At 48.2% G+C, this 13,230-nt stretch carries 14 protein-coding genes; 6 read left to right on the forward strand and 8 right to left on the reverse strand.

What is annotated here, in order from left to right; translation table 11 throughout:
- The first annotated feature begins 66 nt into the window (after positions 1 to 66).
- Positions 67 to 825, forward strand: a complete 759-nt coding sequence (gene udp, locus FJQ87_RS03785; RefSeq protein WP_140930680.1) for a uridine phosphorylase — start codon at positions 67 to 69, stop codon at positions 823 to 825.
- 158 nt (positions 826 to 983) lie between these two features.
- On the opposite strand, the gene FJQ87_RS03790 is transcribed toward udp, so the two are convergent.
- The 5 genes from FJQ87_RS03790 to FJQ87_RS03810 are packed head-to-tail and all read right to left on the reverse strand — an operon-like array spanning position 984 to position 4,087.
- Positions 984 to 2,186 carry a PilX N-terminal domain-containing pilus assembly protein gene (locus FJQ87_RS03790; protein WP_140930682.1) on the reverse strand — a complete coding sequence of 401 codons (1,203 nt, stop codon included), beginning with the start codon at positions 2,184 to 2,186 and terminating at the stop codon, positions 984 to 986.
- 47 nt (positions 2,187 to 2,233) lie between these two features.
- Positions 2,234 to 2,770: a prepilin-type N-terminal cleavage/methylation domain-containing protein gene (locus FJQ87_RS03795; RefSeq protein WP_140930684.1), complete on the reverse strand. Its 537-nt coding sequence runs from the start codon at positions 2,768 to 2,770 to the stop codon at positions 2,234 to 2,236.
- A complete protein-coding gene (pilV, locus tag FJQ87_RS03800) occupies positions 2,770 to 3,207 on the reverse strand; it encodes a type IV pilus modification protein PilV (protein ID WP_240778820.1) in 438 nt (145 codons plus the stop codon). The genes FJQ87_RS03795 and pilV overlap by 1 nt, the downstream gene beginning before the upstream one ends.
- Positions 3,204 to 3,668 (reverse strand): GspH/FimT family pseudopilin, encoded by a 465-nt coding sequence (locus tag FJQ87_RS03805; RefSeq protein ID WP_140930686.1) that lies wholly within the window; start codon positions 3,666 to 3,668, stop codon positions 3,204 to 3,206. The genes pilV and FJQ87_RS03805 overlap by 4 nt, the downstream gene beginning before the upstream one ends.
- 20 nt (positions 3,669 to 3,688) lie before the next feature.
- Positions 3,689 to 4,087, reverse strand: coding sequence for a type IV pilin protein (locus FJQ87_RS03810; RefSeq protein WP_140930688.1), 399 nt, complete (start codon positions 4,085 to 4,087; stop codon positions 3,689 to 3,691).
- Positions 4,088 to 4,417: 330 nt separating this feature from the next.
- On the opposite strand from FJQ87_RS03810, the gene FJQ87_RS03815 reads away from it, so the two are divergent.
- The 5 genes from FJQ87_RS03815 (at position 4,418) to ubiA (ending at position 10,081) form a co-directional block, all read left to right on the forward strand.
- Positions 4,418 to 4,885 carry an NfeD family protein gene (locus FJQ87_RS03815; RefSeq protein WP_140930690.1) on the forward strand — a complete coding sequence of 156 codons (468 nt, stop codon included), beginning with the start codon at positions 4,418 to 4,420 and terminating at the stop codon, positions 4,883 to 4,885.
- A 10-nt stretch (positions 4,886 to 4,895) separates the two neighbouring features.
- Entirely contained in the window at positions 4,896 to 5,828 is a 933-nt protein-coding gene (locus tag FJQ87_RS03820; protein WP_140930692.1) for a slipin family protein, read from the forward strand.
- Entirely contained in the window at positions 5,825 to 6,748 is a 924-nt protein-coding gene (locus tag FJQ87_RS03825; protein WP_140930694.1) for a stomatin-like protein, read from the forward strand. The genes FJQ87_RS03820 and FJQ87_RS03825 overlap by 4 nt, the downstream gene beginning before the upstream one ends.
- A gap of 224 nt (positions 6,749 to 6,972) precedes the next feature.
- A complete protein-coding gene (gene uvrD, locus FJQ87_RS03830; protein ID WP_140930696.1) occupies positions 6,973 to 9,144 on the forward strand; it encodes a DNA helicase II in 2,172 nt (723 codons plus the stop codon).
- A gap of 73 nt (positions 9,145 to 9,217) precedes the next feature.
- Positions 9,218 to 10,081, forward strand: coding sequence for a 4-hydroxybenzoate octaprenyltransferase (gene ubiA / locus FJQ87_RS03835; protein ID WP_140933977.1), 864 nt, complete (start codon positions 9,218 to 9,220; stop codon positions 10,079 to 10,081).
- A gap of 145 nt (positions 10,082 to 10,226) precedes the next feature.
- On the opposite strand, the gene FJQ87_RS03840 is transcribed toward ubiA, so the two are convergent.
- The 3 genes from FJQ87_RS03840 to FJQ87_RS03850 are packed head-to-tail and all read right to left on the reverse strand — an operon-like array spanning position 10,227 to position 13,200.
- Positions 10,227 to 10,820 (reverse strand): TlpA disulfide reductase family protein, encoded by a 594-nt coding sequence (locus tag FJQ87_RS03840; protein WP_140930698.1) that lies wholly within the window; start codon positions 10,818 to 10,820, stop codon positions 10,227 to 10,229.
- A 2-nt stretch (positions 10,821 to 10,822) separates the two neighbouring features.
- A complete protein-coding gene (locus tag FJQ87_RS03845; protein ID WP_140930700.1) occupies positions 10,823 to 11,254 on the reverse strand; it encodes a cytochrome c-type biogenesis protein CcmH in 432 nt (143 codons plus the stop codon).
- Complete coding sequence (locus tag FJQ87_RS03850; protein ID WP_140930702.1) at positions 11,251 to 13,200, reverse strand: heme lyase CcmF/NrfE family subunit; 1,950 nt, start codon at positions 13,198 to 13,200, stop codon at positions 11,251 to 11,253. The genes FJQ87_RS03845 and FJQ87_RS03850 overlap by 4 nt, the downstream gene beginning before the upstream one ends.
- Between the last annotated feature and the right edge of the window lie 30 nt (positions 13,201 to 13,230).

Consider the following 13,230-nt stretch of genomic DNA (forward strand, 5'->3'; position numbering starts at 1 on the left):
ATGTGTTATCTTAGCTAATGTGTAAGATATTGGAATTTTCCTTCATAACGGTAAGAGGCTTTCAACATGGCTGATGTATTTCATCTAGGTTTGACTAAGCAAATGTTAGATGGTGCGAGTTTAGCTATCGTGCCTGGCGATCCAGAAAGAGTAAAACGCATTGCAGAAACTATGGAAAACCCAGTGTTTCTTGCAAGTCACAGAGAGTACACCAGTTATCTTGGCTATTTGAACGGCAAAGCCGTCGTCGTGTGCTCAACGGGTATCGGTGGCCCATCAACGTCAATTGCCGTTGAAGAATTAGCCCAATTGGGCGTGACTACCTTCCTGCGCGTTGGTACCACAGGCGCCATTCAGCCGCATGTGAATGTGGGCGATGTGATTGTGACGCAAGCGTCAGTGCGTTTAGATGGTGCTAGCTTGCATTTTGCGCCGATGGAATTCCCAGCGGTGGCAGATTTTACTTGTACTACCGCTATGGTGGCTGCGTGTCGTGATGCCGGTGTTGAGCCGCATGTGGGCATTACTGCTTCATCTGATACCTTCTACCCAGGTCAAGAGCGCTACGATACCGTAAGCGGCCGCGTAACTCGCCGTTTTAAAGGCTCAATGCAAGAATGGCAAGAAATGGGCGTACTGAACTATGAGATGGAATCAGCGACCTTATTTACCATGTGTGCCTCACAAGGCTGGCGCGCTGCCTGCGTTGCGGGCGTAATCGTTAACCGCACTCAGCAAGAAATTCCTGATGAAGCCAGCATGAAGAAAACTGAATCTCATGCGGTTGGTATAGTGGTTGATGCCGCGCGTAAGCTGCTGGCATAACTGACTTAGCAAGAGAGCCGCGCAGACTCATGTAGTCAGTCGCAGCCAGCAGCAAAAAACCGCCATTACAGGCGGTTTTTTTATGCGAACTTATTTTATTCATCTTAACAGTGATTGTGCTCGCAGCTAATCAGTTTGAAATTTAGTGCATGGATTGATTAGGTTTTGCTATGGGTATCCCAGTTCATTACCTTGCCCTTGCTGGCGGTGCCGTCTGAGCCAGAATCATCAATTTGCCACATGTCCTTGGCAATGTTGTTGTCGCTCAGTAAATCTCTGGCCTTCTTAAGTGCATCGGCATCATAGGTGAAAGATGTATTACCACCGCCATTGATATCAAGCTCGAAACTCGCATCAGCCTCACCGAAAGACCACTCGCCGCTGCTAGACTGAACCGGATTGGCGAACACTATTGCGCCATTAACTTCATGATTCCCCCCGCCGTTCAGCTGGAAGGATTCCCCTGTAACTATAATCATGCCGTCGTAAGCGAGATTATTTCCCGAGATAGTTAAATTACCCGCCACGACTAAGATGCCAGCGCCGGTATTTCTACCTTTTAGGCTCAGGTCGCCTTGGTGGTAGGTTATTTTTGGGTTCTGTTCTGTTCCCATGTTACTGGGAGCGATACCCTTCTTAGGATCTGACGTTGCCATGGCGGTCCACTCTGCCTTAATAGCAGCTATGTATTGCGCCATTTTTTCTGGGTCACCAAAGGGATCGTCGAACTTGACCTCCTCAATGCCACCCACATAGTTGTCCATGTGTCCTTTATCTTTGATGTCGTCGACTATCATGTTCACGTTGTCAGCCGAGTTGGTTGCGATAGCAGGTCCGCCGTTAGCACCGACTACTTGAAAATTGTTGCTGTTAGCGGTATCGAATTTTGTGATGTTACCTATGATGTTCATCGCGGCTAAGTTACCGCCACCAGACCCTTTGGCATAAGTAATGGTTAAGCAGCGATTAACGCCTGAGTCGGCGATGTTGCCGCAGCTAACGATAGTGGCATTGTTATCCGTGAATTGCAGGCTAGTAATTTGCCAACTGGCGGCGATTTTACTGGTGCTGTCAGTTGGCGACAGTCTGGCCATGCTATCGGTATTTTTACTCGCATTTATAGCCGTTAGGCAATCGTCCGATTTGCCCCAACTGGCGGCGTTGAGTGGATTATCAAGCCAGGTCACGGCATTGACTAGGCCTGTCTCTGCGGCCATAAAGGCCTCAGTTACTTGTTTATCATTACTGGCCAGACGCTCACCGAGAAGAGATTGGCTGGAGCCTGCAACCCCGACTAAGGTTAGCACCAGTAAAAAAACTAGCCCTATGGCTAGTACTGCGCCTTGTTGTTTGTATTGCATACAATTCCCTTTATTGTGCAATCCATGAAAGTGATTGATTCATGGAATTAACTGGAAAATTTAACCGCCAAGACGTTGTTACGTACAGCGACGTTAAATTCGAGCAAGTGAATACGATTATCACTGCCGTTCGTTGAATTTATGCCTAGCGCGAGTCGCACCATCAAAGGACTGGCGCAAGAATGCCCCATATCTTTGGCTATGCATTGGCCTTTGAAACTGGCCACTTGCTCGGAAATAGCTTCGGCAACGCCGCCTACAGTGCGGGTTAATACGCCGGAAGCTAAGGTGTAGACGACATTCTGCGCTCCAACAGTGAGCGTAAGTATGCTGTTGCCGTTAGCGTCATCGACCTGGCTTACCGATGTTGCCGCCTGTACATCTGCGGCCAGCAAATCGCTGGTGAGAGAGATATCCCCTTGCAGCTGAGCAAAACGCTGAGTTTCGCTATAGGCCAAGTTGGCACTGACAAAAATTTGCGCGGCGCCCAACATCACAACCAACCCCAGTGAGAGGCTGATCATTAATTCAATCAGTGATAGTCCGGCTTGTCTTGTTTGGACGAATGTCACGGGAGTATGCATTACGGGCCTCCGATACTTGGGTATAGATCGACGGAATAGCTAAACTGTGATGCCACATCGTTGGCGCCGAAACGGGCCTCGCCCCAACTGACGGTAATGACATAGGTATTAGTGCCAGCTGTGTTGATAAGACTCAGGTTTAACCCCGGCAAGGTTTGGTTTGTGGCTGTTTGTTGCCAGTGGGCCAGCCATTCCTGTTGCAATTTATCTGACGTGAGCGGGGTATCCATGGCCATATTACCCCACAGACGTTCAACGGCATCCGTGGCGATCACGCTGGCAATGCTGCGCTGGTAGGCAGAATGGCTGATCTGTAGTGTTTTGAGTTGCAGCGCGGCCATGCCTAGCACCCCGAAGGCGACGATAAAGGCGGTAATTAACACCTCAATCAGTGAAAAACCTTGTTGGCGTTTTTGCTTGTGCATGAACATCTTCATACGGACCCACCCTGACAACTGCCGCTAACTAGCTTGAGTGTGCCGCCGATCCCTGCCTGCAGTTGGCGCTGATAACCACCGTAGGTGATATCGATACAATTGGGTGAGCCGGCGCTGCGTCGTCCGCGTAAATCGAAACCGAGTTTGGCGGCACTGACAGAGGTGCCTGTGGTGGAGTTATCTATCTCTTTCAGCACTGTGGTACCGGTTTTCACTTCGGCTTTCCAGCCCTTAACACCGCTGATGGTGACCTCGACGGTTGCCTGACGCTTGATAGCTTCAGAGCGGGCATAATGCATAGTGGCCAGCAGTTGGTTGGCCTGACTGCGCGCAGTGTTATCTCGGATCATATCCGCAAAAGAGGGCGCGCCGATGGCGGCTACAATTCCTATGATGGCGACCGTCACCATGAGTTCTACCAAGGTAAATCCCCGCTGACAGGCCGAGTATGCCTGATTCATTACTCGCTCCTTTATCATGGTTACCAACAAGTCGTAGGGGTTTGCGCTCCTGTGTGCGTCATTGTCATAGTGCTGCAAGCTGTGTCTTTATCTTGTGGTGATTTGGCGATGGCGCTTAAGGTATAGGTTCCAGCAGTTAGCACTGTGGCCTTGACGCCGTAAAATCCGCCTGGAGAAGCAAACTCAACATCTTTGGCTATGGCGCTGCCAATATAAGTGTTGGTTGAGGTGTACTGACGTTCGAGACGTTGAGCCGCATTGATGAGTGCATCATGAGCATCTGTCCTGCGGGTCTTGAGCACATGTTCCTGATAAGAGGGCAGCGCAATACTTGCCAATACCGCTATGATGGCAACTGTGATCATCAGCTCTATCAAGGTAAAGCCACGGCTGCTCGTTTTGTTTGAATTTTTATGCATAACAACTTCGCAATTCATTACAAAACAATGACATACCCTTTTTTCGAGATGTTCTCAACCGTGATAGTGGGATCTCCCTCTAAGAAGTTCACTATGCAGGCAGCAGAATCAAAGTTAGTAACCCATTGGTGCGTTTCTCATTGCGCTAGTTGTTTGCAAGCCATTCAGCTAAGTAGTAATAGCTAAGCTTGTGCCATATAGTGCTAAGGGTATGATTGTTTTGTAGTCAGGCATTTTCGGCCTGCTTGTTGATGCCGTGTTTGTTGCTGTTGATAAGTGCGCAGTGCTTTTGAAGGCAGCTGTGCAAGCAGGTTCTAAGGGCTAGGAGGTATGAGTATGGTGCAAGCGGAATTTCTGTGGCTCGGGGTGGGCATAGGTCTCATCTTGGCTGAGGTGATTGTTCCTGGGGGCATAGTGATTTTACTCGGGCTGGCTTGTCTTATCGTGGCGGCGGCCTTGGCACTTGGCTTAGTGGTTGGTGTGGCGCCGAGTTTTACCTTGTGGTTTATGGTCTCGATTGTATTGCTGCTGGGCTTTAGGCAAGTAACGCAAAAGCTGATTGGCGGCGATAAACATATTGATAATACCGATGAAGACTTAGATATTTACAATCAAACCGCTGTGGTGATTGCCGCCATTGGCCCGGGGGAATCCCAAGGGCGCATTGAGTTTCAAGGCAGTCAGTGGCCAGCATTAGGCGATGGCACTGTGATAGCTGTTGGCGCCAACGTACGGATAATTTGCCGTGAAAACATAGCCCTAGTGGTTGAACCGCTAGCGCCCGAACAAGCTGATTAAGGAGTGACAGATGCTAATTTTTACTGTGCTGTTTTTAGTGCTCATTTTTATTGTCTACAAATGGATTTTGATTGTGCCGATGCGCGACGTGCATGTGATTGAGCGCTTAGGCAAGTTTAAAAGCGTGCTGTCCCCAGGCTTTCACTTCTTAATACCTTTTATTGACCGAGTGGCCTATCGCCACGATACCCGCGAGCAAGTGCTAGATGTGCCGCCGCAATCTTGTATTTCTAAAGACAATACTCAGCTTGAGGTTGATGGATTAGTGTATCTCAAAGTCATGGATGGCAAAGAAGCTAGCTATGGCATTGAAAACTATCGTATGGCGGCAGTGAATTTAGCGCAAACCACTATGCGCTCTGAGATAGGTAAATTGACCTTAAGTGAAACCTTTTCTGAGCGCGATAAACTTAATGACTCCATAGTGCGCGAAATTGATAAGGCCTCGGCGCCTTGGGGCATTAAAGTGTTGCGCTATGAGCTTAAAAACATTACGCCTTCGCGTCACGTCATTCATACCCTTGAAAAACAAATGGAAGCCGAGCGGCGTAAACGCGCCGAAATCACCTTAGCCAATGCCGAAAAGGCGGCCATGATTAATCTGTCTGAAGGCGAACGCCAAGAGGCGATTAATATCTCTGAAGGCCAAAAGCAAAAACGTATTAATGAAGCTAAAGGCACGGCGCAAGAAATTAGTATTGTGGCTAATGCGCAGGCGCAAGGGCTTGCCATGGTAGGGGAAGCCCTGACTCATAGCGGCGCGCAAGCCGCCATGGATATGCAGCTTAAACAGCAGTTTATTAATGAGTTTGGCAAGGTGATTGCCATTGCCGATGTGGCCATAGTGCCAAGTGAGTTGGCTAAGATAGATGGCTTTTTTACTGGCATGGAGCAAGTGTCATCCACCATAGCGGCGCAGCAAGTTAACGGGGGCAAAGCATGAATCACTTAGATACCGACGCGTTAGTCATGGCGATTTGGGCGCTGCTATTTTTGATTGTAGTGGTTAAATTGTTCCAATCCATACGGTTAGTGCCAACCAAATCAGCCCATGTGGTTGAGCGCTTAGGTAAATATCACAGTACCTTAGATGCGGGCTTTCATGCCTTAGTGCCGTTTGTGGATAAGGTTGCCTATATTCACGACCTTAAAGAAGAAACTATCGATGTGCCGCCGCAAGAATGCTTTTCTAGCGATGAAGTCAATGTGGTGGTTGATGGCGTGATTTACATTTCGGTGGTGGACGCCGTTAAGGCCAGCTATGGGGTGATAGATTATCGCTACGCCGCCATTCAGTTAGCGCAAACGACTACGCGCTCTGTGATTGGCACCTTAGATTTAGACCGCACCTTTGAAGAGCGCGATGTGATATCGGCCAAAGTGGTGGAAGTGCTCGACCAAGCGGGCGCCAGTTGGGGCATTCGGGTGCATAGGTATGAGATTAAAAATATCTCGCCGCCAGAAACTGTGCGTAACGCCATGGAAATGCAAGTGAATGCCGAGCGTGAGCGCCGCGCCTTACTCGCCAAGAGTGAAGGCGACAAGCAAAGTAAGATTAATCGCTCTGAGGGCATTAAGGCCGAAATGGTGAATATCTCTGAGGGTGAAATGCAGCGGCGCATTAATGAAGCCGAAGGTCAGGCGGAGGAAATTTTGCAACTGGCGCGCGCGACGGCGGATTCTATTAAAACCTTGGCCTTAGCCATTGAGGCGCCGGGCGGCCAACAAGCGCTGCGCTTACAGTTAGCCGAGCAATATTTGCAGCAATTACAAGGCTTAGCTAAAGCGGGTACGCGGGTGGTATTACCTAAAGATCTGACCAATTTTGATCAATGGCTGCAAGGGCCTGATTTACGTAATTAATGCGATACATTTTTCTCGCAAATGACTTAAGGCGCGACATCAGTTTGTCGCGCTTTTTTTGCCGTGTATCAGTCATGGTTTAGCGCTAAAAAGTAAGCAAATGGGTTAAGGCGTCAGCTCATCATCTCGCAGCAGCGCGACTCATTGGCGCCAATGGCCATGCTTTCATTCTTATCCTGCTGCTCCCCTGCTATAATGGCTGTTCATTTTTTTGGGAGGCTAGAATGGACGTATCTTCATTACTGGACGGATTAAACGATAGTCAACGCCAAGCGGTGGCAGCACCTCAGTCAAGCATGCTGGTATTAGCCGGCGCGGGCAGTGGTAAAACTCGGGTATTAACCCACAGAATCGCATGGTTGATGCAAGTTGAAAATCAAAGTCCATATTCCATTCTGGCGGTAACCTTTACCAATAAAGCCGCCGCCGAAATGCGCGAGCGGGTTGAAAAAGTGGCTGGTGGTAATATCGGCCGCATGTGGATAGGCACCTTTCACGGCTTAGCCCATCGTTTGCTGCGTACTCATTGGCAAGATGCGGGACTGCCGCAGAACTTCCAAATTATCGATTCTGACGATCAACTGCGTTTAATCAAACGTATCTTAAAAAGCCTCCATTTAGATGAGAAGCAATACCCACCGCGTATGGTGAGTGGCTATATCAATGGTAAGAAAGACCAAGGGTTACGCCCAAGCCATATAGATGCTGGCGGCTTCCCGATGGAGCAAGTCTTGCTGCAGTTATACACTGTCTATCAGGAATCGTGCGATCGCGCGGGTCTCGTTGATTTTGCTGAAATCTTATTGCGCGCCCATGAACTCTGGCTCAATAAGCCGCATTTATTGGCTCATTATCAAGACAGATTCCGCCACATTTTAGTGGACGAGTTTCAAGACACTAACGCCATTCAATATGCGTGGATCCGTGTATTGGCCGGCAGTAGCGCCAATGTGATGATAGTCGGGGATGATGACCAGTCGATTTATGGCTGGCGCGGCGCGCAGGTAGAAAACTTGCACCGTTTCTTAGGGGATTTTCCTGCCGCAAAAACCATTCGCTTAGAGCAAAATTATCGCTCGACCGCCAATATTCTTAATGCCTCGAATGAGCTGATTGCTAATAACCCAGATCGCATGGGTAAGAAACTGTGGACCGAAGGTAAAGATGGCGAACTGATTTCTTTGTACTGCGCCTTTAACGAAATGGATGAAGCGCGCTATATCGTTGGCCGTATTAACGATTGGCACGATCAAGGTGGCAGCTTAAGTGGTTGCGCTATCTTGTATCGCTCTAACGCCCAGTCGCGGGTATTGGAAGAAGCCTTATTGCACAAAGGCTTGGCGTATCGCATTTATGGCGGTTTGCGCTTCTTCGAGCGCCAAGAAATTAAAGATGCCATGGCGTATTTACGCCTGATTTCAAACCATGATGATGACGCGGCGTTTGAGCGGGTAGTCAATACGCCCGCGCGCGGCATTGGCGATCGCACCTTAGATATACTGCGCACCACAGCGCGTCAGCACAGTATTACCTTGTGGCAAGCGTGTCAGCGGTTATTGGAAGAGAAAATACTGACAGGACGCGCCGCTAATTCAGTGCGCGGCTTTATGGATTTAGTGATCCAGCTGCAACAAGACACCCAAGAGCAACCTTTATATCGCATGACAGATACAGTTATTCAGCAATCTGGCCTGCAAACCATGTATGCTGCTGAAAAGGGTGAGAAAGCCCATGCGCGAGTTGAAAACTTACAAGAATTAGTTACAGCGGCGCGCAGCTTTGAAATGCCTGATGATTTAGAAGACATGGGTGAACTTAATGCCTTCTTATCTCACGCCGCCTTAGAAGCGGGTGAAGGCCAAGCTGATGCCTTTACCGATGCGGTGCAGTTAATGACATTGCATTCGGCCAAGGGGCTCGAATTCCCTGTGGTATTTATGGCAGGGGTGGAAGAAGGCTTGTTCCCAAGCCAAATGGCCATAGAAGAGGGCGATCGTCTCGATGAAGAGCGACGCTTATGCTATGTGGGTATGACCCGCGCCATGGAAAAATTGTATATCAGTTACGCCGAATCTCGGCGTATTTATGGCCGAGAAACTTTCGGCCGCCCATCGCGCTTTATTAAAGAAATTCCTAGTCAATATTTGCAGGAAATTCGCTTAAAGGCTCAAGTGGCTACCCCTATGAACCATCAACGTACTAGTCAAATGACACGCTCAAGCATGGTTAATGATACAGGCTTTACCATGGGCCAACGCGTTAAGCACCATAAGTTTGGCGAAGGCAAGATCACTAACGTAGAAGGCAGCGGTCCGCAAGGGCGGGTGCAGGTCAACTTTGATGATGTTGGCAGCAAATGGTTAATGTTGGCTTATGCCAAATTAGAGGCGGTGTAAGCCAAGTCACTGTCATCAGCCAGGTCGTTTGACCCAAATTATCGGCGGTAGTAGGAGCGCCACTATAATGGATATGAGTATTGGGGATAAATTTTCGGCTTACCGCCGCCTAGCCAGATTAGATAAGCCAATTGGCACCTTTTTATTGATGTGGCCTTGCCTCATTGGCTTGTGGTTGGCAGCCGCGGGCTTACCGAATCTTGAGGTGTTGCTGGTGTTTGTGGTGGGCGTGTTTGTAATGCGCGCCTGCGGCTGCGTGATTAATGACTTTGCTGACCGCAAACTCGATAGCCATGTGGAACGCACTAAACATAGGCCTTTAGCGAGCGGTGAAGTGAGCTCGAAAGAAGCCATTGCCTTATTTATCGTGATGGGGCTGGTAGCGTTTGGACTGGTATTGCTGCTTAATCCCTTAGTGGTGCAGTTGTCTGTGGTGGGCATAATACTTACCGTCATTTACCCTTTTACTAAGCGCATTACTAACATGCCGCAAATGTTTTTAGGGGTGGTATGGAGCTGGTCTATCCCTATGGCGTATGCCGCGCAATTAGGTGCTGTGCCTGCTGAGGCTTGGTGGTTATTTGCCGCTAACTGGTGCTGGACTGTGGCTTACGACACTATGTATGCCATGGTAGATAGGGATGATGATATTAAGGTTGGGATTAAATCCACCGCGATTTTATTTGGCCGATATGACCGGCAGTGGATTGGTCTGTTCCAGCTACTAGCCTTAATTGCCTTTGCTATGGCTGGCATGGCCGCTGGCGCTAATTGGCTCTATGGTTTGGGCTTAGTGAGCTTTATTGGTTTAGGCCTATATCAACAGCATTTATTGGCGCAGCGCGATCGCAGTCTTTATTTCAAAGCGTTTTTAAACAATAACCTTGCCGGTATGCTGCTGTTTATTGCCACTGTGTTGAGTTTTTACTCTTTATAGCCTGCGACGTTAACGCTTGTACCTTAAAAGCATTAGCTTGATAAAACATTAGCTTGATGCAATAAAAAAGCCCCGAACTTGCATGCCAAGCTCGGGGCTTTTTTGTTGCTAGCGTGTTTTTGCTAGCCTTGTTAATCCGCATTCATTAGCTAGCGCTGTTCTTATCCGCGTACTTAGTGATCAACTGCTCCACAAAGGGTTGTACTGACTTATCATCCCAGTGCATAAAGCCGCGCACAAAACCCACTAGATTACCTGCACCATCAAACATATAAGTAGCTGGCACTACGTTGGCAGGCATGATGTTTTCAATTTGCGAGCTTGGGTCGAGCAAGGTCTCAAAGTTAGCAAAGTTATGTTTAGCTAAGAAGCTTGGAACTAGGCTGGTATCTTCATCTATGGATAACGAAATGATTTCTATCTTGCTGTTGTCTTGATTGTCTTGCTTGAGCTTCACTATGGATGGAATTTCTTTTAAGCAAGGCGGGCACCAAGTGGCCCATAAGTTGACTAATACCAGCTTACCTTGGTATTCACTCAGTTTTACCACTTGGCCATCTAAGGTTTGCATTTCAATGTCTGGCACGCCGCGCGCCCACGACATCTCAGTAAAGCCCGTCATTTGCATCGGCTTAGCTAACGGCTCACCAGTCTGATAGACCTTGTTTTGCAGAGAATGGGCCTGCGCAGATACACTGCAAGCAAGTAAGGCTAAGGCCATAGTGGCTTGTTTGAACATGATTAACGATCCTCTGATTGATGTTGCTGAGCTCGTCCTTGTTGACGAATAAAAAACAGTACTAAACCAATAGCCATGACTAACAGCATGAGCGGCCCAAACCACAGCATCATAGTGCTGGCGCTTAATCCCGGCCGATAATGCATTTGCTCGCCATAGCGCTCGACCATAAATTGGGTAATCTCTTGTTTGCTTTGTCCTTGTTGCAGCATTTGATATATATGGCCTTTAAGCTCATGGGCAATTTGCGACTCTGACTCATACAGGCTCTGATTGATTGTCTTGGGGCAGCGCAATTCTTTGGCAATCTCATTGGACTGACGGAACAATTGCGCGCTCGAGAGCCCTGATGGTACTGTGCTAGTGTCTGTGGCAGCAGCAGAGCCATTACAGGCCAGCAGCAAAGTTAATAGCATGGCGTATATAGGTTTCATTGAGTGACCACCTCTGGGTAACTTGGCCGCTTATTAGTGGCATGGCTTTTAGCAAGGCTTGGGGCTCTACCACGCCCAGCCACAACAATTAACCCACCCAACATCATGAGCAAGGCGCCAGCCCAAATCCACATGGCCAAAGGTTTAATGGTGATTCTAATCAGGTATTCAGTGTCAGAGAGTTGTACGCCTTTAGACACATACAAGTCTTTAAACAAGCCGTGATTAATGCCCGCTTGTGACACTTCCATACCATTGGTTTTAAAGGTTTGGCGCTCGGGATAAATAAAGCCTAAAGATTGCTCTTGCTGGTCTAGCACTTCAATTTGCGCCTGAATACCTTCGTAGCTCGCGGTCTCTACCGGCACATTGGCGCGATACACGAAAATATAATCGCCAAGCGGTTTGCCTTGGCCTGGCGCCATGCGCAGCAGCGCTTCTTGCTCATAATTAGAAATACCGGTAGCGCCTATGATGCTAATCGCCACGCCAAAGTGGGCAATCAACATACCTATCTTGGCGGCGCTAACACGCTGATGTTTGACTAGGCAACAAAGATAAATGCTTAAGCTCAGCACTAACCACAAAGCGCTGGCGGCGCCAAACCAAAGCATTAGGTTGGCGCCCTGATTGCTGACGAGCATGATGGCTAATGCCACAAACCAGCAAGCCAGCAGTGCTAAGGTCAGCATTTTCTTGGAAAGGCTTGCCATCAAAGGTACCCACCCCATGACGATGACGCATAAGAAGGTGAGCGGCACAAAGATGCTATTAAAGTAAGGTGCACCTACCGATAAAGTGCCAAGTTCAAGCAATTCATAGAGTAGGGGATAAAAGGTACCAAGCAGTACCGACAGCGCGGCCACCACCAAAATAGCGATAGCAATCATAATGCCAGTCATTTTGGAATATAAGGTGATGACGGATAGTTGCGATAACTGCTGCGCGCGCAGCGCAAACATCAGTAAGGCCGAGCCCACAAATACCAACAGCAATACTAGAATCGACATGCCGCGGGTGGGGTCGGAGGCAAAAGCATGCACAGATTGTACTATGCCAGAGCGCACTAAAAAGGTACCAAGTAAGCTTAATGAAAAGGCAGTTAAGCATAAGAATATGCTAGTTAATTTAAGCTCAGCGTGTTTACTGGTGAGCCAAATAGAGTGCACTAAAGCGGTGGCGACTAACCAAGGAATAAAAGAAGCGTTTTCCACCGGATCCCAAAACCACCATCCGCCCCAACCAAGCTCGTTATACGCCCACCAAGAGCCAAAGGCATTGCCTCCGGTTAAAAATACCCAAGCCAGCAATACCCAAGGGCGTAAATAGCTCGCCTGCAGTTTTTCAAGTTTACCGCCCCATAGCGCTGCGAGGGCGCCAGCAAAACAGATGGCGAGGCCAACATAGCCTAAGAACAATAACGGCGGATGCAGAATTAAGCCTATGTCTTGCAAGATAGGGTTAAGGTTGCGACCTTCTATAGGGATGTGCGGTAAGTTGCGGGCAAATGGGTTAGAGGTAAATAGCAGGAATAAGTTAAAACCTAAGATCATGGCGGCTAAAATGGCTTGCATCCGTACCATGAAATACTGGTCTTGATAGTTAGGGTTTAACATAATAATCGCGGCCCACACACTAATGAGCGTGACCCATAGCAGCATTGAACCTTCATGGCTGCCCCATACCGCAGCCATTCGAAAATACCAAGCAAGCTCGGTATTTGAATGATTGGCGACATAACTAATCGAGAAGTCGTTTAATAAAAAACCTGCAGTTAAACAACCAATAGCGGCTAATAAACCTAGGGCTTGTAATAAGCTCAGTGGTTTAACAAAGCTTAATATATAGCTGTTGTTTTTATGTAATCCAATCACTGCAACCCAGCAAAGATTTAATGCCAGAGCACTACTAATAATGAGCAGTATATGTCCAATTTCTGCAAGCATACTTTGCCTTGTATATTTTTGAAGAGTTAA

Source organism: Shewanella sp. SNU WT4 (genome assembly GCF_006494715.1).
Lineage (GTDB): Bacteria > Pseudomonadota > Gammaproteobacteria > Enterobacterales > Shewanellaceae > Shewanella.